This is a genomic window from Butyricicoccus sp. AM05-1, assembly GCF_003474415.1.
In the GTDB taxonomy this organism is placed as follows: domain Bacteria; phylum Bacillota; class Clostridia; order Oscillospirales; family Butyricicoccaceae; genus Agathobaculum; species Agathobaculum butyriciproducens.
Map to the genome: position 1 here is coordinate 289,971 of NZ_QUDG01000001.1, position 18,235 is coordinate 308,205.

The following is an 18,235-nucleotide window of genomic DNA, read 5'->3' on the forward strand; positions in this document are numbered from 1 at the left end:
ACATAAAGTCCTCCGTCTTTCAACGGAGCCGAGATCATATCTTCACCCCATAGGGTGCCTACCACTTTCAGAGCACTTGCTCCTACTTTGATCGTTGAACCTTCCTCTATTCGAGGCTTGGCTGCTGATTATCCATTGTCACGGCGTTTAGGATTTAACCTTGCGCCATCTCTCATTTTTTTCTGCTTTCGCCGCATTCACGTCTGCGCCTGTTCGGCACTGCGTTGTAGCATGAGAGCTTTAGGACGTCCCAGCAATTCAATAGGTGATTTTACGAACACATTTCTGTGAACGAAGTCCAATGATTAAACTTATCGCGTAGTTGTTTCCGCTGTTTGTTACTTTTTCGCCTTAAAAACGAAAAGAACAGGTCATTTCTGCCTGTTTCTGCAATTTTATTATTCGATTATATTTGCAGACCCGACTATATCTTCACCTCCAGAAAAGGAGGGGATGGCATGACCTCACACGTTACCGTATGAAATCGGTTAGTCTGTACGGATTCTTGTGGTCAAGCACAAGTCTTTCCTCGGTATTGCCCATCTCTGGGTGTTCACCGATATAGCCATCTTTTACGCTGCACATCGCTGTGCAGGGAGGCCGGTCAAAACCTCATTGAAACGGTCTACAACACTTCCAACATCATCAGCAGCAAGATGGAAGCCCTGCAGAGTAGAAACAAGCGACTGTGCCGCGTCCTCAATATTCGTGTACTCCGACACGTTCATATATTTGGTTGCCCAGTCGCCAAGATTGGAGGCATCCTCCAAATTAAATCCGAGTCGGCTAAACTCAGATGTTGCTCCAATTACATCCGTAATCGAAGCGCCGAGGCTCTTCGCGCGTTCACCAGCACTATCAAGATAATTAGCGTAATCCTGACTTGAGCCTTCCGAAACCTTTTTCAGGTCGGTCATCGCCGTGTCAACGTCGATAACATTCTGGAGCGTCTGCTGTAAGCCATTCTGCAATAAGTGCAGTCCTGCCATTGCAATAGCCGTGTTAAAGTGATCTTTGAACAGACGAGTCAGCTTCTGCCCGACAGTTTCAGACGTAAACCCGAGTTCTTCCATACTGGAGCGAACTGCCGCGAGGTCTCTTTGAAGTCCCTCAACGCTATCACCTTCGCCTGGGTTTCTCGCACGGCTCATAATGTTCCGCAGTTCACCTTGAAAATAAGAGCCCGCCGCTTTGGGGTTATTTTTAAGCGTTTCGCTGGCCTGCCGATAAATGTTCGCCAAATGTTCCTGCGATCTCTGAGAACGAACGGTCGCAGTTTGCTTAGCATTAAACAAATCCGCCTGTGCGCTCGCATCAGCCCACGCGGAACGGAGTCCATTCAGGCCCTGCGCCAGCTCATAAGTACCGGCCGCCGCATTCTGGAAAACAGATTTTGCATTCTTGAATGCCGTCCAGTCATAATTCTGCAGCGTCCCTTTATCTTTTAGAGCCTGAAGCTGCGTTATATATTTCTGGCCGGATGCCAAAACATTATCAGTAACCGACTGAGAGTTCTGTCTGGACACTGTAGTCCACATCTTCTTGATGCTTTTCTCAAGCGCATACTTCTCTGGCGTAAAATCCGCCATGCTCTTGTACTGTTTGAGCATCTTATCAAGGCTGGCTACATTCTCCTCACCAAAAAGGTTGCCCTGCTTGAGCTTTCCAAACTTAGAGCGAATCTGCTGAACATCCAACATAGATCGCTCGGCCTTTTCCGCAGCCTTCAAATTGTTGCGAGAGAACGCAATATTGGTCGCCTGCTGTGCCTCTTTCAGCGCGTTAACGCTTTCTACAGTTCCCTTGGTCGTTGACTCAAACTTCTTCATCGCGGTTTCAGCCGCCGAGATAGCCTTTGAATCGATAGGACTCGGCATGTTCTTCAGATACGACATCGTCTGTCTCAAGCCGGTTGCCTGACGCTCCATTGTGCGCAGCTGCCGTTCCGCAGCTTTTTCTGCGTCTGTTTTGCCCGATGTGGAGCTTTTAGACGAGATTCTCTTCGTGGTAGAAGAGCGAGTTGAAGCCGCAGAAGACTTAGCTTTGCCGGAGCTGTTTGTTCCAGTTCCGGCCGCCGAGATAGCCTTTTTAATCTGAGCAGTGATATTGGCAGTATCAACGTTTACTTTCAGCTTGGTTGAGGAAGCGTTTTTGATTGCTGAACTGATACTTTTCTGCAGAGCTGCAGCATCAACTTGAATTGGAAAATCCTTGTAGTTACTGAGGGCGCTTTCGAGTTTGTCAAAATTAGGGATAAGTTCGACAGTAACGCCTAAATCAGCCATAAATTCACCTTCCTTATAGCAAAAAAGCCGCGGAAAGGCGCGGCTAAAATAAAAGAAGCACCACGGAAACGTGGTGCTTGGGAATCTTCTTAAATTTTAGAACTGTTCTTGGGATATTTAATTTCGACCCGAGAAATTTTCGCAGTGTCTAACGCAATTTTTCGAGTGTCGTCTTCTTTGTAATCAAATATCGGTTCATCCGCATGTGATTCGCTACCCTGATATTTTTTGTAATTAGTTAAAACAATCCACTGTCGGCCATCCTCGCTTTTGTGATCTTCTGTAAAATATCCACGATAAGACACATCAGAATCACTTAGATATACGCGGAGCGTAGTTCCTTTTTCGAAGTCGGATATTGCATACCAGACATCTTCTTCGAGCGTTTTATAGAAGAATTGGTCGAGAATACATGATACAAATTCAGAATTGCGGAGAATGCCACCAACGAACCCGAAAGCAAAAGAAAATGCAAGGATTGCTAAAATACTAATTTGAGGATAAACAGAGCGAAGAACGACAGTCAGAACATAGCTCCAAATAATTGTAGTTGCGGAGAAAATATCTCTTTTAGCCGAATAGCGTGCTGTCAGTTTATATGCGAACATAAAAACAGTAGCAGGCACAAAATATACCATTATTTTGTCGAGATTTTCTAAAATATACTCAATGTTCATAGATGCTCCTATTCATCATCGATAGGTTTGCGACGCTTTCCACCACACACAAGGCGTGCGGGCTTTGTAAATCCACGGCGAGCATGTCGTTTGCATTGCCCTTTGAAGCATCCGTAAATACGGATATTGGAAGTCCTGCGATGATTATCGCTCATATACCAACCGTGCATATTGCTGCTGGTTCGAATTCTTCCTCTAACAGTCTTCCGTTTCATAATATCTCCGCCAATCTTTATTTCTGGAGACATTATACATCTTTCCGTTTCGCCTGTCTACTTTATTTGAACAGCTTAGCGAACAGTTTACTTGCGCTGCTTCTTACATCCTCATCAAGGTAAATGCACCCGAAGGACTTCTCGCCGCGCAGTTCATTACACATCTTTACCAGTGGATTGTTCGCAGTTCTGTCCACCAGTGACTGACCATAATCGCCGCTCAAGAAAATACGGCTGTTCTGGCCGAGACGGGTTCCTACAAGTCGAATCTGTGCTTCAGACAAGTCTTCCGCCTCGTCCACAAGCATAATCGTGTCGTTGTAGGTCGTGCCCTTCATATAATATGGGATGTTCGTATCAAGCTGGCCGCGCTGACGAAGAGCTTCAAGCTCAAACTCGCCGCCCTTCAGCTGCTGCTCAATCGGCAGGAAGAAGTTGCGCGTCTTGTCTTCGAGCGTTCCTTTCAAATAGCCGACCGGAGCGCCTTCCCCGGCAGGCTCGCGGATTCCCAACAGCTTGCTCTGGTTTCCCTTTTCGAGCACATGGTACAACCCCATCTGTGTGGTCAGAAAAGACTTGCCGCTGCCGTAAGTGCCGAGAATTGCCACAATGTCAATGTCTCGGTTCATCAGCAGGTCAAGCGCACAACGCTGAAGCGAGTTCTTCCCCTTTAGATAGCCGGAATGCGGCAAGCGCAGTTCAACAAACTTCTCGCCGTCGAATCGCATTTCGCTCGTCTTGCCGGTCTCCGTGTCTGTCAGCAGAAGATACTGATTCGGGAACATAGTAGCAGTGTCGAGCCGCTCCATGTACTGGTTGATTTCATCAGAAGTACCAGCGAACTGAACATATCCGGTATAGACATCATCCTCTACGTCAGAAGATGCTACTTCCATGTGATACAGCCCCCGCGCAATACAGCGACAGGAGAGGTCATCCGTCACGAATACAATCGGCTCTGCCGCGCGGGTTTGTGCCGCATCATAACAAATAAGGTAATCCGGGGAACCGTCATGCAGAGCGATAGATGTGCTCGGGATCACGGTAGCGTGGTTTGCCACCGTGTACATCTCTGGGTGACTATCCAGCAGTCGGGTCACCTTACGAGCCTTATGCTTGACCTCGGCATCCTTGCTGCGGCTGGTCTTGATATTCTCCAGTTCGCGTAGCGTCACCATAGAGATGTAAAAAGGCTCCGCGAACGCACGTTCACCGGCGTTCAGCAGAGCACAAGTGTCATAGAATTTCTTCATGCGCCAATTACCTCATCCACAAGACCATACTTGAGCATATCATCCGAGTCCATGTACCATTCGTAGCGTTCCATGCGCTCGTATTCATCCTCCGTGATTTTGGAATGAGAGAGTGTGTAGTCGCGAAGACGCTGTTCAAAGCGTTCCGTAAACTTAAACGTATCCTTCACCGATGAGCTCGTGCCTTCCATATAACTGGAGCCACCGTGCAGCAGGGCAGTAGAGTGCTTGAAGCACTTCTTGGTTACGTTTGGGTTGCTGTATCCGGCCATCAGAAAATAGCCGCCCATCGAATAGGCGTGGCCGGTCACCAAAATGGTTGTCGGAGTCTTGAGATTGTCAATAATATCACAAAGAGGCATGCCGTCAAACAGAGAGCCACCGCAGGTATTCAGTACAATCGTGATTGGCTTGCCGCTGCCGTCGTTGTCCATCTCCAGCAAGGGAAGCATGACGCTCTCGACAATACGGTCGTCAACCTCATCATTGAATACGATGCGGCGATCCTGCAAACCCTTAAAATACTGATAGATGGTCGGGTCCATTGCGTCTTTTGCAATATTCTCCAGAAAAAGTTCCATTTGGTTTCTCCTTAAATTTTAGAAAATTTGAGCGAATGCTCATTGGTGTGAGGGAACCCCTCAAATGTTGGCTAAAAAGCCGGCGCGAACCACAGAAATAAGCTCGCTGGAACCGTCAAGAGCCTTGACAGTTTCATCATAAAAGCGGCGCGGATGCATCCACGGATAGTCGGCATTATTGAATACGTTCGGCGCACCAGTATCGTTAATCATCTGGGCGAAATATCCTGGGCCCGGAGGATTGCCGCTTCTTTGCGGCGTGTTTGCGGAGTTAATATCAAAGATACGGAGTGTGTAAGTTCCGGGAATTTCCGCAAATACTGTACCCAAACCACCTCGGCGAACATACTGAGTAGGAGAGTAGCTATCATAAACTACTTCCTGTGCCTTTTCTCGTATTTTCTTCTCCACAAGGTCTTTCACTTGATAGTTCAGTGTTTTTCTTGCCGAAGCCTTGGCGGCAGCTTCCAGAGCTGCAATACTCTTAAAAGTCTTCATAGGTCGCCTCCAATCACTTTTCGGCTTTTTCTGCCTCCGCAGCGCGTTTGTTCTCAAAGAACTTGCTCAGTCGCTCGCTAGCTGGCACATCGTTATAAACCTGTACCATCGCGCTATTCGCCCAGCCGACTACATCGGTAATATCACTCTCAGACATACCGTCACGTACCAGATTGGACACGAAAAGATGCCGCATAGAGTGCCAGTAGAACGGCTTAACCGTGAATCGGTCAATCGTCTGTGCCCAGCTGTTCAAAGTCTCGGCCGAAGCTTGCTCGTAACCCTTATCGGTTTTTGTCACGAACAGCCACTCGCTGTTAATGCTGAGGTCTTTACGCTGCTGTAACCAGCGTTTCAGGTACGGGTCAAATCCTGATTTTATAACGTAGCAGTCGATCATCTTAGCACCCTTGGTCAAAACCTTCTCAGGAGTGCAGTAAAAATAGTCAAAAACCACGTTTTCAGGCTTAAACCAGTCCACTTTGAATCGAGTCAGTTCCGCCTTTCGGCGACCGCTGTAGACCGCCAGAGCGAGAGCACAGGCAATCTGAAACTTGCCCGCCTCGGTCAGCTTCTGCAGAATTACCTCCATCTCCTCGGTGGAGAAGACGCTCTTCTCACGGACGGGCGTATTCTGCGGGTTCTCAATCTTGCGGATAATCGGACGGAAGTCCTCGTATTCATCGTCAAGAATGTTCTCGATGTAGTTTGAGAGAGAAGAAAGCGCCGCCTTTACACGGCGCACACGGGCAGGGGAGTTGCCGTTCTCGTTGATAAGCCAGTTCTGGAGAGAAACAATTTCTCGCTTTTTCAAATCAATAAACGACTTATTCCCGCAGTTCTGGAGCACATAAGTGAATACGATAAGCAAGTCGCTCTTGTATCCTTTAATCGTGCCTTCACTGCGTTTCAGAGAACGAAGATACTCCAGAAAATCATTCATCAACTGAATGTTCTCCGGATTTATCTGCTTCGTCAGCTCCGGAGAGGTCAGCTTGTTCATCTGTGTCTGGCGTCCCATCTTCACCCTCCTTTCCGAAAAGGCCGTAGACGAGGTTGTCCGCTGCGGAATCATCCAGTGTGCCGGACAGCAGTGCCTTCGCAGTATCAACATCAATGCCGGTAATCACATTCTTCAGACCACTCATCAGGTCAGTCGCCGCGTCTGCGATGCGGTCAAACGGGTTGGACTGGGTCATTGCCTGCATCAGTACCAATTCGGTATCAATCGCGGCGTTAATCTGCTTGTAACAAGCCTCTTCCAGCTCAGCCAGCTTATCCTCGCCGATAACCTCTGCAATCAGAGCATAGATATCGGTCTTATACAGCAGAGCAGCTTCAAAGCCGCCATCCAGTGAGATATGCAGGTCAGTGCAAACCTTCACGACAGCGGAGCGGAAAGCCCAGTCAACCAGGCCAAAATTGCGGCCGTCACCGTCATCAATATGCTGGCCGACCTCGTTTACAATAGTCGCACGCATCTTCGGGGTAATCAGCGGCTTAATCTTGATTGGAATAATAGTCTCGCCGATAGTGAGATCCTTGGTTACAGACTCTACATACGGAGTCAGAGCCGCCATAATATCAGTCTTCTTGGACATTTTTCTTTTGTTCCTCCAAATTTTTAAGATACGCCAACGCGATGCAAAGCGCGTCGGCTTCGTCCGTCTCCACGGACAGGTTATAGGTTTCGCGAATCAGGTCGATAGCCTGTTGTTTCAGATTTTCGCGAGTGACGCGCCCTTGCTTAAAGCCGAGCACCTTGCGCCACTGAGTAGGCAGGTAAATCGTTACGGGAACCTGAAAAATGTGACAGTATCCCAGAATGACACCCTGCAGTCGGGCAAGAACAATAAGCGCCTGCGCCGACTTCATGTACATAACATCCTCGACAACCACTTGGTCGGGCTTGTATTTTGTGATGACATCACGAATAGCAAGACACATCTCCGTAAAGCGTATACTGCCATCTTTCTGGCTGTGCAAGTCGATCATTCCGTGACGGACATATTCACCGTCATCGAAAACAGCCCAGCCGGTTATCAAGGTTGATTGGTCAAAACTTAATACGCGCATTGGATTCACTCAACCTTTATTCAAAACACGCGCAATGACCGCTGCGAGTTCCTCTCGGGTTACAGCAGCCTTTGGTCGGAACTTCCCGTTCGCGTCTCCCTGCATAATGCCGGATACAACCATCTTCTCAACATAGGGTCGTGCCCAGCTTGCAATCTCGTTCTGGTCGGCCAGCTTCGCGAGCGGGTCTTCTTTCAGATACACACAGAACACATTGTCAACCGGTCGGTTTTCAATCGGCGTATTCACAACCTTGTTCTCGTGCATCTTGCGGACAGAGCCGCCGCCATCGAGGTTCATCGCATACTGTGCATCGTATTCAACGAAGATTTTCGCCATCTCGGCAAACTTCATGCCCGGTTTGTCTACCGTCAGGATGAGAAGCGTTCCATCCTCACGAACACCCACCGCCGATCGCAAGGTTAAGTAGTTGAGGTTAGAAGCATTGCCGTAAACGGTGTTTGCCTTGCCGTTAATAACGAGCATAGGGTATGCGGTCATGAAATATTTCCACTTCCGCGCCTTGTCAGTTCCGTATACCAACTTCGCCGGGTCGCTGCCAAGCACACCCATACCTGTAAAGCCGTTCTGGTAGTTCTGCTCCTTTCCGTCGCAGACAAAGGACATAACGTTGTGCCCGGTGGACATGTTGAAGAGACCGCCGTTAATCATGATCTGCGGTTTCTTTTCCTTACTGGAATAGTAACCGCCGAGTGTCTCTTTCGGGTCAGCGCATTTTTCAAAAGCCACAGCCTCAATCGAGCTGTGCGGCACGATGTCAAGCTGTGTATAGCTGTTGATCTTTACCGTCTGAAACGGTTTATAATCGGTTAAAGCCATTCGCGTTCGCCTCCATTCAAAAAATTTTCGTTTTATTTGCAAAATGTAAAGAAACCGAGGACAAAAACGGTCATTCCTCGGTTGATACACTTACATCCGCGTCATATACATCCTCAGCAGGACGCGAATCCTCATAGGTGATGGTCGGAATCTCTTCGACAACGGGAGTTTCTACGACCGGTTCCTTCGCCGCAGCTTCAGCGGCTTTGCGTGCGCGAACAGTGTCTACCCAGATGTTCCAGCATTCGGGCGAGCATGCTACAGCACGCCAGCTGCCGATCTGTTCACACTTCTCGCAATGGTGATACTTTTTACCGCAGACTTTGCAGACTGCGTTCAGATATTCAGCCATAATAGTTTCCTTTCTTATTTAATGTGGCACGAGTGCTTCGAGTCGAACGAAGATCATACGGTTTTGGAGACCGATAGCGTACCAATTAGCCCACACTCGCATGTATGGCAGAGATGGTTGGATTCGAACCAACGAGCGAGAGCGTTACCTCCCTTGGCGGAGTCAAATTCCGCTGCCTTACCGCTTGGCCACACCTCTGTATAAAAAGGGAGGCTCGAAAGCCTCCCGATGAATCAGATAACTTAGGCTACCAGATAGATGTTCCAGAGGGTCTTATCCTTGGCGCATACGTCGGTCAGAGTCTTAGCGCTGAACGCATGAACAGCCGGCTCGTCGCCGATATCCAGAGTGTAGTTGCCGTCGATCTTAGCCTTCGGAATCTCGAGAATTGCATGGTGCTTGATGTTCTCGTCGCACTTCTCAGCAACGGTGCAGTCAACCAGAATGCGAGCATTCTTCGAGAAGTTGTCTGCGATGTTGGAAATCTTGCGGCCCTCGGTGATCTCGTGGTCGTAAGCAACGTAGATCTCGGAACCCTTCTTCAGGTCATCAGCTGCGAAGGTGATGGTCTTCTCTGCAGCATTAACAGTGAAGGACTTGCCCTTAACCGGGGTGTCAGCAACAACAGTGTACTCAGCACCCTGCGTGCCATCGCTTGCAACCAGCCAGATGCGCTTAACCTCAGCACCCTCAACGCCTACCGGAACGTAGGACAGCTTAGCGGTAGTGTCGGTGTCCAGCTCAACGCGCTCGAAGTTCGGAACCTGAATCTTGTTGTCCTCAGATGCCTCTTCAATGTCGGTACCAGCCTGAGCAGCCAGCAGACCGGCTACGAGGAATGCGTTGTTCCAAGTAATCGTTGCAGCCTTGTTACGGTCGAGGGATGCGAGCAGCATGCCCATCTTACCGGTAACATCGCTGGAATCAACGGTGTTCTCCAGAGAACCATCCTTAATCTGGTCGCACAGTGCGTACAGCTCACCGGTGGTGATGTCGTAGATAGACGCCAGATCGAAGGACTCCAGAAGGAAATTCTCCATATTCATAGTGTGTCTCTTCCTTTCTTTAGTGTAAGTTAGTAAAGGAAACCTCAACTCAGGTTCCCTAACCAGTTCAGAGCGTCATCGCTGATGCTCTTTTTATCCAACGTGCCGGCATACAATCCGGCCGTCAGTTGCCTTGCTTCGGTGATTTTTTGTGTCCGCTTTAAGCTGTCATAAAACACAAAAATCCGCACATCCCAAACCGTATCGGGGTTGTATTTGAACCCCTCATGGTTGCAGAGTGCGGAAATCAAAGGGAACAGGACAGATTCAAAGTGCTGGTGGCGGCGAGCGTACTTTGCAGCACGTCTCTCCTTAGCCAGCATATATTCTCTGTCATGCTCGGTTACCGTCTTGACGATCTTCTTCGTCATCGAATGCATCTGACGAATGAATGACGTGATCTGTTGATAGACCGCATTGTCAACGACGGATTGTGTTTTAGGATTGTATAAGCGAAGCTGACCGTCCTGCGGATTGAGCTGCGGCTCATAAGCAGATAAGTCTAAATCTCCGAGTAAAATACGGGTATCATCTGGTGTTAAGTTGCGAGTGAGCATCAAGAACAGTTGAAAGTCCGTGATCTCCTCGTATCGGATACCCATGTCATCAAGTGCCACCATAAAGTCGCTCGGCGAACCACAGATAGCGGAAAGCATCTGAAAATAACGCTCTTCGCCAAAATCTGCAATCTCTCCGAGTGTCGGCTGCCGCACTTGGATTAAGTCATTGATGACCAAAGGGTCGCCTCGGTACATTTTCAGGTCATTCAATGAATATTGGCCTGCCCCTTCTTCAGGTCATTTCCACGAATTGCAGTGAACTGCAGTGTTCTGAAATAGTATTGCTGGGCAGACATAACGCCTTCCTGCTCATTTACGAGTTTCAAACGGAACATGCCGAGGCTGCGGTTCCAGTTGAGCGTTTCTGAAATATCTCCGGCGAGAATATCAGTGCGCGTACCTTTCTGTCCTTTTACCTGCATATTGGTAATCGGGCAAAAGGCCGTCACTGTTACAAGCAACTGCTTGAATCGGTCGTTCTCCAGCGGGCCATTGGAGTCAATGGTCACACCGATGAAAGTGCCAACCTCCTCCTGAATATTAGCCAGCTTTACATACGGGAAAATACAAACCCATTCAGCGGTATCTGGGCAGTCAGGGTCAACCTGCTCGTTGTCCAGAATTTCAATGATTTCAGGATTGGAATACAGCAGCTTGATGATCTCTCGCTTGAGCTTCGTTACTTCGGACTGCTTGTCTCCGTTTCTCACGAAACCACCTCCACATCCAGACTTCCTTCAATATCGCCATGCTTAGCGATAAGCTGAACCACTGCGCCTTGCAATTCGACAAAATCCATAGCCGCCAGACGAGCAAAAGCGCCGCTCGGTGTCAATGTGAATTTGTCCATTAGCACTCCGTCTACAGCAATACTCCACTCAAACTCAGCATCGAGAATCTCATTGTCCGCACCGTCATACAGATGCGCGGTGAACTTCTTAGCTGAACCACCTTGACGAATCGTTGCGTTACCGTTATAGGTAAACGTAATTTTCCCGTCATCGGCAGGGGATGGTGTTGGGTCTGGCATTTGCGCCGGTTCAACATAATCGCAAAGGAGCAAGTCCTTGCGGTCGGTCTTGGGGTTGTAAAGGTCTTGTGTTAAGTTGAGCACCAAGAATCCGCGAATCTCGCCGCTCTGGTAAGAACGCGCGGTAATGGTATCGACAGCAGTAACCTTGTACGTTTTTGGGCTTTCGCCGATGATTTCGAGCATGAATCGCTTGTCTACGTCGATAAGAGAGGTCTCTTCGTCGAACGTAACCTGAATCTTGTACTCACGACTGGAAACTGTGAGCGGTTTTGACTCATCCAGATTGGAGTAATACGGCTTTTCGGCCGTAATCCAGCGGCGAAGAATCTCGCCGGTATGGCGATTCTGCCAGATAAGCTCGCGGTTGCAGAGCTGCATAATGCCCTTGGTGTATACTTCTTTGTTCTGATCAACTTCTGTGATCAGCCACTTGGCATTAAGTGCATCTACCACATCACCCGCATAAAATGTTTCGCCCGGATAAGCGTAAATACGGCGGGTGTTGGTAACGCTCTTGTTTTTTGCCACAATTAGTTCTTGTTGTTTTCCATTGACCTTCGCTTCCGGCTGATAATCAATCGAATCTTTGAAGTGATTTGCAAAGTCCTTTTGAAGAGCAGCAATACGCGAGTCTTTGGCATAAGTGGCTTCTTTGCCGAAACAAATCCAACGGTTTTTTTCCAGCGCGTTCATCAACTTTCCTCCGTTTCGTAGGAGGTATAGTCAATACTGCGCTGCTTACCGGTCGTTCGGTCTCTGCGAGCATAACGGTCGAGCTTTACCTTGTTCTCCTCTACGACCGTATTGTACATAGCCATAAAGGTCTTTCGGTCATTAGCAGGGGAGAATACCTGAAGGTCGCTCGGCGTATATTGGTGCTGGAATGCACGGAGCTTGGAAATATCTCGCTTCAGATAGCCCTCATACATCAGGTTGGCGAGAAGGTCGATTTCGAAGGGAGTTAAGTCAGCAGTGAAAAACTCCTTTTGTTTGCGCCCTTCGCCTTCCGTATAGGTGTCAGTGAAGTCGATTTCAGCATCGCATTCCATCTGCATTCTGATTGCGGCGTCGCGGAGCAGAGCTTTCGCTCGCTGAAGGGCAAGCATGTAACTCTCTTCATCAGTCGCTTCATAGTAGTTGAAAAAGTCACGATCTTCTTCGATCAGGTCGAAAAAAACATCGTAGACAGATTCACAAGGAGTGGACATTGGGCGTACACCTCCTCGTGCTTACTCAGCGTCGGTCTTTGCAGCCGGAGCAGCCTTCTTGCGAGTGGTCTGCTTCTTCGGTGCGGGCGCAGTCGCAGTCTGCGATGCAGTCTGCATGGCCGCCAGCTGTGCCTGAAGTGCAGCCATCTGCTCCATCATTACCGAGATACGCGGGTCTTCGTCCTGCATTGCGCGTTCTTTGGTCTTGCCGAGGTTGACCTTGGTGTTGCGAACGCCGTGGTTAATCTCATCATAGCGCTGGTCGATCAGGTCGATCATGCGCTTGGAGATATCCAGATTGTCGTCGTTTGCCAGAGCGACCATGTGACCGCGAACACGATGAATCTCAGCAACAGTAGTCAGCTTGAGGAACTTCTCAGCCGCGTCCATATCGTTTTCACGAATAATGCGGTCGATTTCCTCATCGAACAGAACGGTATCACGCCAGTTGTCGAGATACAGCGCACGATAAACATCCTCGCGCTCTGCCTCGCTGAACTGTACCGTGCCGTTGCGGAACACAGGCGAACGAGAGTTGATGTACTCTACATCCGAGAACGGCATCGTTACAACGGTCGGAACACCGCGCGTGCCATCAAGGTAATATGCACGGAACTGACCGGGCAGGTTGATTGGGCTGACGCTGTGGTTATATACCTTTACTGGGGTATCTGCTTTATAAGTCAAGATATTGTCTCCTTGAAAATTTATTTTTTGGGCGGGCTGTTGCCCGCCCTACGCGAGGGCAGATTACTGATTGTAAACTACCTTTGCAGCCTTGGAAATGTCGGTAACAACAGTACCGAAAGAGTAACCGCCGACCTTAATGTGGATCTGCTCGTTGTTGATGTCAGTCTCCTGATAGGTGCGGGTCTCGCCGCGGGTGATGACCTTACCAATCTTGCCAGCAGCTGCGAACAGACGCTTGTCAGGAATGATGAGATTGCCGTTAGCCAGCTTCTTAACACCAGACAGACCGAACAGACGGCAGCCAGCATACATATCCAGCTTGCCAACCTTGTTGTACTGGTTCTTTACAGCATCAGAGAAGCCGTACTGAGCGGACTGCAGACCAGTCATGCCAACGATGTACTTGTTCTGGCCGAAAATAGCCGGGGTCTCGCCGTTGGTTACGTCCATCAGATAGGTAGCCAGCTTGCGGCAGATTTCCTCAGTCGGGGTAGCGCCGGTCTCGGTGAATACGTTCTCGCCGCCAGCCAGAGCCTTGTCGAGGATTTCCAGAATGCGGGTAACGCGAGCCAGCTCGAAAGCCTCGTTGATGTTGGTGATCATGTTTGCAACAGACTTGTAGCCGCCGCGACGGATGTCCTCCAACTTCAGAGAGGTCTCAGCCTGCAGAAGGCAGTAGGTCGGCTTCAGAACCTTGTGGTCAATGAAAGAACGCGGTACGTTGCCGCCGGTGATTGCGTCATATACCTCGATGGTGTTCTTCGGGTCAACGGTTACACGGTAATCGTCAAACTCACCGATGGAATCGGTGTCGAACAGCATATCGATCAGCTCAGACGGAGCAGAAACGGTCTCCGGAGTGAAGGTCTTGGTAATCAGAGCGGACAGCTCGTGATCCTTGTCATAGCCGGTCTTGCCCAGCTCCTTTACCCAAGCGTCGGTAACTGCGGAGATTTCCTTGTCCTCAGCAGACAGCTCAGCCGGGGAATACTTTACAGCATTAGCCCAGTCCAGAACACGGCCAGACTGATCCATAATTGCACTGATTTCAGTGTTCATGTGTATCTTCCTTTCTTTGAAAAATAGAAAAGAGGAGTACAAGACTCCTCAAATGTAGTTGGTTTACAGGGTTTACGCTACGGTAGAAACCTCTACGCGCACGATCTTGCCCATCTTGATACCGGTCGGATCAGAGTAGATGCCGCGGTACTCGTAAGCGTACTGACCAGCAGTTGCCTTTACGAACTTGCCGTCCTTAGCCTGCAGCTTGTCGCCAGCCTGCAGGGTCTCGGTGTCCAGCTCGGAAGTAGCATACATCTCGCCCGGCAGGGTCTGGATAACGCGAACGTGCTCGCCAGCTGCAGCCTTCTCGAACTCGCCGTCGGTCGGCTCAACGATAGAGTAGATGCCCTCGTACTTTGCGTTTACGTCGCACAGCTTGGTGCCAAGACCTTCTGCGGTTGCCTTTACGGTCTGGTCCTCAGAGTCAACGTCTACCGGCGCGCCCTTCTTAACAACTGCGGAAGTCAGAAGCAGCTCAACGGGCTTGCCCTGTACAGTTTCAAGCTCTCGAATCATGTCAATTTCTCCTTTTCTTTTGATTTTAGTGGCGCAGGAACGCACGCATCAGAGATACGCCGTCTGCGGACGGTTCATTGACCGTCAGGTTGGAAGTATTGGACAGCTGAACCTGCGGTGCAGATACAGTTGCCTGAATCTGCTGCGCCTGTGCGGAAACCACACGGTCAGCAATCATCATCTTCAGCGCGGACTCATCCAGTTCGCTGAAAATCTTCGTCATTTCCTCGCTCTGCAGCTCTTCTTCGGTGAACTGCTTGGAATTCTCTGCATAAGCGCGGAGCTTTGCCTCAGCCGCATCGTGTTCTGCCTTCTGAGCAGCTTCACGGTACGGAGTCAGCGTCTCAACCTCAGCCGTCAGGTCATTCACCTTCTGGTTGAGAGAAGCAATCGTATCCGTCAGTTCAGCGACCTTGCTGTTGATTTCTGACACGGAAACAGACAGCTTTACGTCAACCGGGTCAGATACGGTAACGGTATCGTCGTCGTTTACAACGTAAGATACCTGCATATAGGACAGTTCGTCGCTGCCTTCTACGCGCAGAAGTGCCTTGTGCTCCTCCGGGAACAGATAAGCCACCCAGTACCAGCCGTCAATCAGGTCTCGTGCACCCTGATCTACCTTTCGCTGGATATCCCAGTCAGTCAGGGAAGCAACTACCGGCTCGCCCTGCGGCTCTTCCGGCTGCGGTTCTGCAGGCTCTTCTGGCTGTGGCTCAGAAGCGGTTTCCGGTTCTGCGGGCTGCGGTTCTGCAGGCTCAGTCTGTGCCGGCTCAACGGCCGGCTCAACAGGAGCTGCCTGTGCAGGCTCAACAGCAGGCTCGGTTGCCTGCGGGTCAACCTGAGGGTCAACCTGCGGCTCAACCTGTGCAGAAGTCTTATTCTTCTTCAAAGTTTCGTCCTCCTTACTCGATTTTTGGTCGATCAGGTCGCGGCTCAACGCTTCAGCAACCATCAGCTCATCGGTCTGTGACAAAGAAACAACCTTCGCGTCCTTGCCATAAGCAGGGTCGGCAAATTCATAGCCGAGGAAGGTATTGCCCTCAAATTCATAGCCGGTGATGGTCTTTACGCCATCTGCAAAGCTGTATTCATAGCTGGCAATCTCCCACGAATTGTGGAGTTTACCCTCGGCAAATAGCCGTTTTATAGCCGCTACAGCGTTTTTATTGCGCTTCCAGATCTTTTGAGTTGCAAAAAGGCAGGGGAGTGTCTCCAGCTTCCCGTTTACGTCCACCGTGTCATCTTTAATTTCAACAGCTGTGTGAACACCAATCGGAGTCGTGTCGAAGAACAGCTCTCCATCTGCATCCAGTGCAACTTCGTGACTGCCGAATGTCGGCTCGCCGTCTGCGTTCGTGCGGCATTTTGCATATACCGGCATGTCAATCAGCGACTGAGCGCACTCTTCAGCAGTATCGGAGGGAAGCAGAACCGAGTTCAGATTTGGCTCATCGTAGTAGCAGATACGGTTGACAAGCGTAAGAAACTGAGAATTCTCTTCGTCCTCGCTCAGTTCAATCGTGCTACTGGTCAGAAATGTCTTTTCTTTATTCATCGGTCTCGTTCACCTCCTTCGTCACGCCAAACTCCAGGCCGCGCTCTTTCAGCTTTTGTGCGATCAGTTCAGCGTTTTCTTCTTCAAAAAAGGCATCTGCTGGTTTGCAGATGCCTGATTTGCATAATAGAAAGTAGTCCCGCTTGCAATGCGGGCAAACCAGTTTCAGCTTTATTCCCATGGCTTACTCCCGTGTGTCGTTGTAGGTTTCGTCGTATCCCTGTTTGTCCGGGTCATTGGAATCAGCCGGTCGGCCGGGTTCGCTCTCGCCGTCAGCGCTGCCATCAGAATTATACGAGGTAGCATACGGCAGGAAGATATCGCTAAGCCCATCAGCCTCTTCCTTTTCGCGCTTAACCCGTTCATCCTCAAGGTCGATGCCGACCATGCCGAGGGCAGTCTCACGGCTGACGGCAAACGTGCTGTACAGCAGCTTACTAAGCTCCATACGCATATCCATGTCGAGCAGCTCAGAGTCGATAATCTTTACACTCGGGATATACTCGGCACCAATGCCGTTGAGCGACAGAACCTGACGGTAGAAATGCTCCAACATACGCTCTACCTGCTCAGAGATAGAGTTGATGCACTTGAGCAGCTGTGACAGGTTGATGTTAGCCGTAGAAGCCGTCTGGGACTTATCTGCCGCCAGAAAGGCAACACCCAGAGACGAAAGAACTTTGTTGCGGTACAGGTTTACCGTTTCCGCGGAGGTTTCGTTTACCTCCGGCTCAACATACTTGATTTCCTTAACGGATGGACCAGTGGTAACAACAACCGTGCTGGCTTTCCACGCCTGCATCAGGTTGTCATGGTTATATGCCTGCTCTTCAAAACAACGGCGGTCAGCACTGGGGCCAAGACATTTCTCATTCATCACCTGATGGATGATTTTCTTAGCCTTGCTTTTCGCCGTGGTCTCATCTGCGTTGCGGTAAGTCTCCAGCATCAAAACGGAAGACATTGCACGGAAGATAGGGGAAACACCATATTTCTTGCCAAAATTGTTGACGCGAACCATGTAAGTGTAGTTGTTGTCAAGAATAGCATAGGTCTCCTTAGCCTTCATCGCTTCACCGACCTCTTTCGGGAAGGTTGCTTCAACCTCTTCCTGCGTGTCGTTGAAGAACAGAGGCTTGCGCTGCTTGTTCTTGAGCATGGTCTTCTGCAGTGCAGACTTCAGGTTTTCGATGCCCACCAGAAGAACCGGATTGCCATTGCTCTCATAGCCGGAGTTCTCGATGATGTCCAACGGGAGCCAATCAATCTGCCAGTTCTCCGTGTTATTGCGAAGCACAGCCGCGAAGTTGCCCTCGATATATGCCGTGATGATCGCTTCTCGGATAAACTGCTCAACGCGCACCTGAGAGTTGAAATCATTCAGGATAGCCTGTGCCTTTTCCAGCGTTTTGGTCTTGTTGCGGGCACCGTTGAAATTACGGTACGACAGCCGGATATCCGTGTTGATATTGTTCTGGATGGACTGCACGACCATGCCGACAATGTCATCAATGTTGATGTACTTGCGGATAATAGCATTGATGCTCTGGACGCTGGACAGATTGGACTGTGCTCCTTCACCCAGAGAGGAGATCGTGCTGGTAGTCAGCGTACTTGCTGAAGCGCCATCGTTGAGATATGCGCTGTACATGCGATTTTGCGGGTCATATGTCGCAACAGCGTGCTTGTATCGCTCCGCAGTTTCGCGGTCGGCAAATGAGGTGACGATAGTTGCACCATCTTCCGCCTCATCAATCAGCGGCTTTGGATTTTCAGCCATGATGT

General features: G+C 49.7%; 21 protein-coding genes and 2 tRNA genes. All 23 read right to left on the minus strand.

Annotated elements, in window-relative coordinates; genetic code table 11:
- Positions 1-572: 572 nt before the first annotated feature.
- The gene (locus DW088_RS01570; protein ID WP_118358999.1) at positions 573-2,285 is read right to left on the minus strand and encodes a phage tail tape measure protein; all 1,713 of its coding nucleotides are present in this window, start codon (positions 2,283-2,285) and stop codon (positions 573-575) included.
- 89 nt (positions 2,286-2,374) lie between these two features.
- Positions 2,375-2,962: a hypothetical protein gene (locus DW088_RS01575; RefSeq protein WP_118359001.1), complete on the minus strand. Its 588-nt coding sequence runs from the start codon at positions 2,960-2,962 to the stop codon at positions 2,375-2,377.
- A 277-nt stretch (positions 2,963-3,239) separates the two neighbouring features.
- Positions 3,240-4,430 carry a PhoH family protein gene (locus DW088_RS01580; RefSeq protein WP_118359003.1) on the minus strand — a complete coding sequence of 397 codons (1,191 nt, stop codon included), beginning with the start codon at positions 4,428-4,430 and terminating at the stop codon, positions 3,240-3,242.
- Complete coding sequence (locus DW088_RS01585; protein WP_118359005.1) at positions 4,427-5,011, minus strand: ClpP family protease; 585 nt, start codon at positions 5,009-5,011, stop codon at positions 4,427-4,429. Before DW088_RS01585 ends, DW088_RS01580 begins: the two co-directional genes overlap by 4 nt.
- A gap of 60 nt (positions 5,012-5,071) precedes the next feature.
- Positions 5,072-5,509 carry a hypothetical protein gene (locus tag DW088_RS01590; RefSeq protein WP_118359007.1) on the minus strand — a complete coding sequence of 146 codons (438 nt, stop codon included), beginning with the start codon at positions 5,507-5,509 and terminating at the stop codon, positions 5,072-5,074.
- Between the two features lie 13 nt (positions 5,510-5,522).
- On the minus strand, positions 5,523-6,530 hold the full coding sequence (locus tag DW088_RS01595; protein ID WP_158574578.1) for a tyrosine-type recombinase/integrase: 1,008 nt from the start codon (positions 6,528-6,530) through the stop codon (positions 5,523-5,525).
- The gene (locus tag DW088_RS15770; protein ID WP_158574579.1) at positions 6,445-7,110 is read right to left on the minus strand and encodes a hypothetical protein; all 666 of its coding nucleotides are present in this window, start codon (positions 7,108-7,110) and stop codon (positions 6,445-6,447) included. Before DW088_RS15770 ends, DW088_RS01595 begins: the two co-directional genes overlap by 86 nt.
- The gene (locus tag DW088_RS01600) at positions 7,094-7,585 is read right to left on the minus strand and encodes a crossover junction endodeoxyribonuclease RuvC (RefSeq protein ID WP_118359011.1); all 492 of its coding nucleotides are present in this window, start codon (positions 7,583-7,585) and stop codon (positions 7,094-7,096) included. Before DW088_RS01600 ends, DW088_RS15770 begins: the two co-directional genes overlap by 17 nt.
- 9 nt (positions 7,586-7,594) lie before the next feature.
- Positions 7,595-8,425 (minus strand): phosphodiester glycosidase family protein, encoded by an 831-nt coding sequence (locus tag DW088_RS15990; protein WP_199720389.1) that lies wholly within the window; start codon positions 8,423-8,425, stop codon positions 7,595-7,597.
- A gap of 70 nt (positions 8,426-8,495) precedes the next feature.
- Complete coding sequence (locus DW088_RS01610) at positions 8,496-8,777, minus strand: hypothetical protein (RefSeq protein WP_118359013.1); 282 nt, start codon at positions 8,775-8,777, stop codon at positions 8,496-8,498.
- Between the two features lie 24 nt (positions 8,778-8,801).
- Positions 8,802-8,877: transfer RNA gene (locus DW088_RS15775), tRNA-Trp, on the minus strand.
- 5 nt (positions 8,878-8,882) lie between these two features.
- Positions 8,883-8,975: transfer RNA gene (locus tag DW088_RS01615), tRNA-Gln, on the minus strand.
- Positions 8,976-9,019: 44 nt separating this feature from the next.
- Positions 9,020-9,823, minus strand: coding sequence for a hypothetical protein (locus DW088_RS01620; protein WP_118359015.1), 804 nt, complete (start codon positions 9,821-9,823; stop codon positions 9,020-9,022).
- 44 nt (positions 9,824-9,867) lie between these two features.
- Complete coding sequence (locus DW088_RS01625; RefSeq protein WP_118359017.1) at positions 9,868-10,593, minus strand: hypothetical protein; 726 nt, start codon at positions 10,591-10,593, stop codon at positions 9,868-9,870.
- Positions 10,590-11,093, minus strand: a complete 504-nt coding sequence (locus DW088_RS01630) for a hypothetical protein (RefSeq protein WP_118359019.1) — start codon at positions 11,091-11,093, stop codon at positions 10,590-10,592. The genes DW088_RS01625 and DW088_RS01630 overlap by 4 nt, the downstream gene beginning before the upstream one ends.
- A complete protein-coding gene (locus tag DW088_RS01635) occupies positions 11,090-12,109 on the minus strand; it encodes a hypothetical protein (RefSeq protein ID WP_118359021.1) in 1,020 nt (339 codons plus the stop codon). Before DW088_RS01635 ends, DW088_RS01630 begins: the two co-directional genes overlap by 4 nt.
- Positions 12,109-12,624: a hypothetical protein gene (locus DW088_RS01640; protein ID WP_118359023.1), complete on the minus strand. Its 516-nt coding sequence runs from the start codon at positions 12,622-12,624 to the stop codon at positions 12,109-12,111. The genes DW088_RS01635 and DW088_RS01640 overlap by 1 nt, the downstream gene beginning before the upstream one ends.
- A 21-nt stretch (positions 12,625-12,645) precedes the next feature.
- Entirely contained in the window at positions 12,646-13,311 is a 666-nt protein-coding gene (locus tag DW088_RS01645; protein WP_118359025.1) for a hypothetical protein, read from the minus strand.
- Between the two features lie 63 nt (positions 13,312-13,374).
- Complete coding sequence (locus DW088_RS01650) at positions 13,375-14,373, minus strand: hypothetical protein (RefSeq protein WP_118359027.1); 999 nt, start codon at positions 14,371-14,373, stop codon at positions 13,375-13,377.
- A 72-nt stretch (positions 14,374-14,445) separates the two neighbouring features.
- On the minus strand, positions 14,446-14,892 hold the full coding sequence (locus DW088_RS01655) for a hypothetical protein (protein ID WP_118359029.1): 447 nt from the start codon (positions 14,890-14,892) through the stop codon (positions 14,446-14,448).
- Between the two features lie 25 nt (positions 14,893-14,917).
- The gene (locus DW088_RS01660; RefSeq protein WP_118359031.1) at positions 14,918-16,450 is read right to left on the minus strand and encodes a hypothetical protein; all 1,533 of its coding nucleotides are present in this window, start codon (positions 16,448-16,450) and stop codon (positions 14,918-14,920) included.
- Positions 16,443-16,631 (minus strand): hypothetical protein, encoded by a 189-nt coding sequence (locus tag DW088_RS01665; protein WP_118359033.1) that lies wholly within the window; start codon positions 16,629-16,631, stop codon positions 16,443-16,445. The genes DW088_RS01660 and DW088_RS01665 overlap by 8 nt, the downstream gene beginning before the upstream one ends.
- 3 nt (positions 16,632-16,634) lie before the next feature.
- Complete coding sequence (locus DW088_RS01670) at positions 16,635-18,230, minus strand: hypothetical protein (protein ID WP_118359035.1); 1,596 nt, start codon at positions 18,228-18,230, stop codon at positions 16,635-16,637.
- Between the last annotated feature and the right edge of the window lie 5 nt (positions 18,231-18,235).

Excerpts from the sequence above, each read along its gene's own strand:
- DW088_RS01650 (WP_118359027.1), bottom strand. The coding sequence starts at position 14,373 with ATGAACACTGAAATCAGTGCAATTATGGATCAGTCTGGCCGTGTTCTG.
- DW088_RS01570 (WP_118358999.1), bottom strand. The coding sequence starts at position 2,285 with ATGGCTGATTTAGGCGTTACTGTCGAACTTATCCCTAATTTTGACAAA.
- DW088_RS01610 (WP_118359013.1), bottom strand. The coding sequence starts at position 8,777 with ATGGCTGAATATCTGAACGCAGTCTGCAAAGTCTGCGGTAAAAAGTAT.
- DW088_RS15770 (WP_158574579.1), bottom strand. The coding sequence starts at position 7,110 with ATGTCCAAGAAGACTGATATTATGGCGGCTCTGACTCCGTATGTAGAG.
- DW088_RS01670 (WP_118359035.1), bottom strand. The coding sequence starts at position 18,230 with ATGGCTGAAAATCCAAAGCCGCTGATTGATGAGGCGGAAGATGGTGCA.
- DW088_RS01665 (WP_118359033.1), bottom strand. The coding sequence starts at position 16,631 with ATGGGAATAAAGCTGAAACTGGTTTGCCCGCATTGCAAGCGGGACTAC.
- DW088_RS01640 (WP_118359023.1), bottom strand. The coding sequence starts at position 12,624 with ATGTCCACTCCTTGTGAATCTGTCTACGATGTTTTTTTCGACCTGATC.
- DW088_RS01635 (WP_118359021.1), bottom strand. The coding sequence starts at position 12,109 with ATGAACGCGCTGGAAAAAAACCGTTGGATTTGTTTCGGCAAAGAAGCC.
- DW088_RS01595 (WP_158574578.1), bottom strand. The coding sequence starts at position 6,530 with ATGGGACGCCAGACACAGATGAACAAGCTGACCTCTCCGGAGCTGACG.
- DW088_RS01585 (WP_118359005.1), bottom strand. The coding sequence starts at position 5,011 with ATGGAACTTTTTCTGGAGAATATTGCAAAAGACGCAATGGACCCGACC.
- DW088_RS15990 (WP_199720389.1), bottom strand. The coding sequence starts at position 8,425 with ATGGCTTTAACCGATTATAAACCGTTTCAGACGGTAAAGATCAACAGC.
- DW088_RS01620 (WP_118359015.1), bottom strand. The coding sequence starts at position 9,823 with ATGAATATGGAGAATTTCCTTCTGGAGTCCTTCGATCTGGCGTCTATC.
- DW088_RS01580 (WP_118359003.1), bottom strand. The coding sequence starts at position 4,430 with ATGAAGAAATTCTATGACACTTGTGCTCTGCTGAACGCCGGTGAACGT.
- DW088_RS01600 (WP_118359011.1), bottom strand. The coding sequence starts at position 7,585 with ATGCGCGTATTAAGTTTTGACCAATCAACCTTGATAACCGGCTGGGCT.
- DW088_RS01660 (WP_118359031.1), bottom strand. The coding sequence starts at position 16,450 with ATGAATAAAGAAAAGACATTTCTGACCAGTAGCACGATTGAACTGAGC.
- DW088_RS01590 (WP_118359007.1), bottom strand. The coding sequence starts at position 5,509 with ATGAAGACTTTTAAGAGTATTGCAGCTCTGGAAGCTGCCGCCAAGGCT.
- DW088_RS01655 (WP_118359029.1), bottom strand. The coding sequence starts at position 14,892 with ATGATTCGAGAGCTTGAAACTGTACAGGGCAAGCCCGTTGAGCTGCTT.
- DW088_RS01575 (WP_118359001.1), bottom strand. The coding sequence starts at position 2,962 with ATGAACATTGAGTATATTTTAGAAAATCTCGACAAAATAATGGTATAT.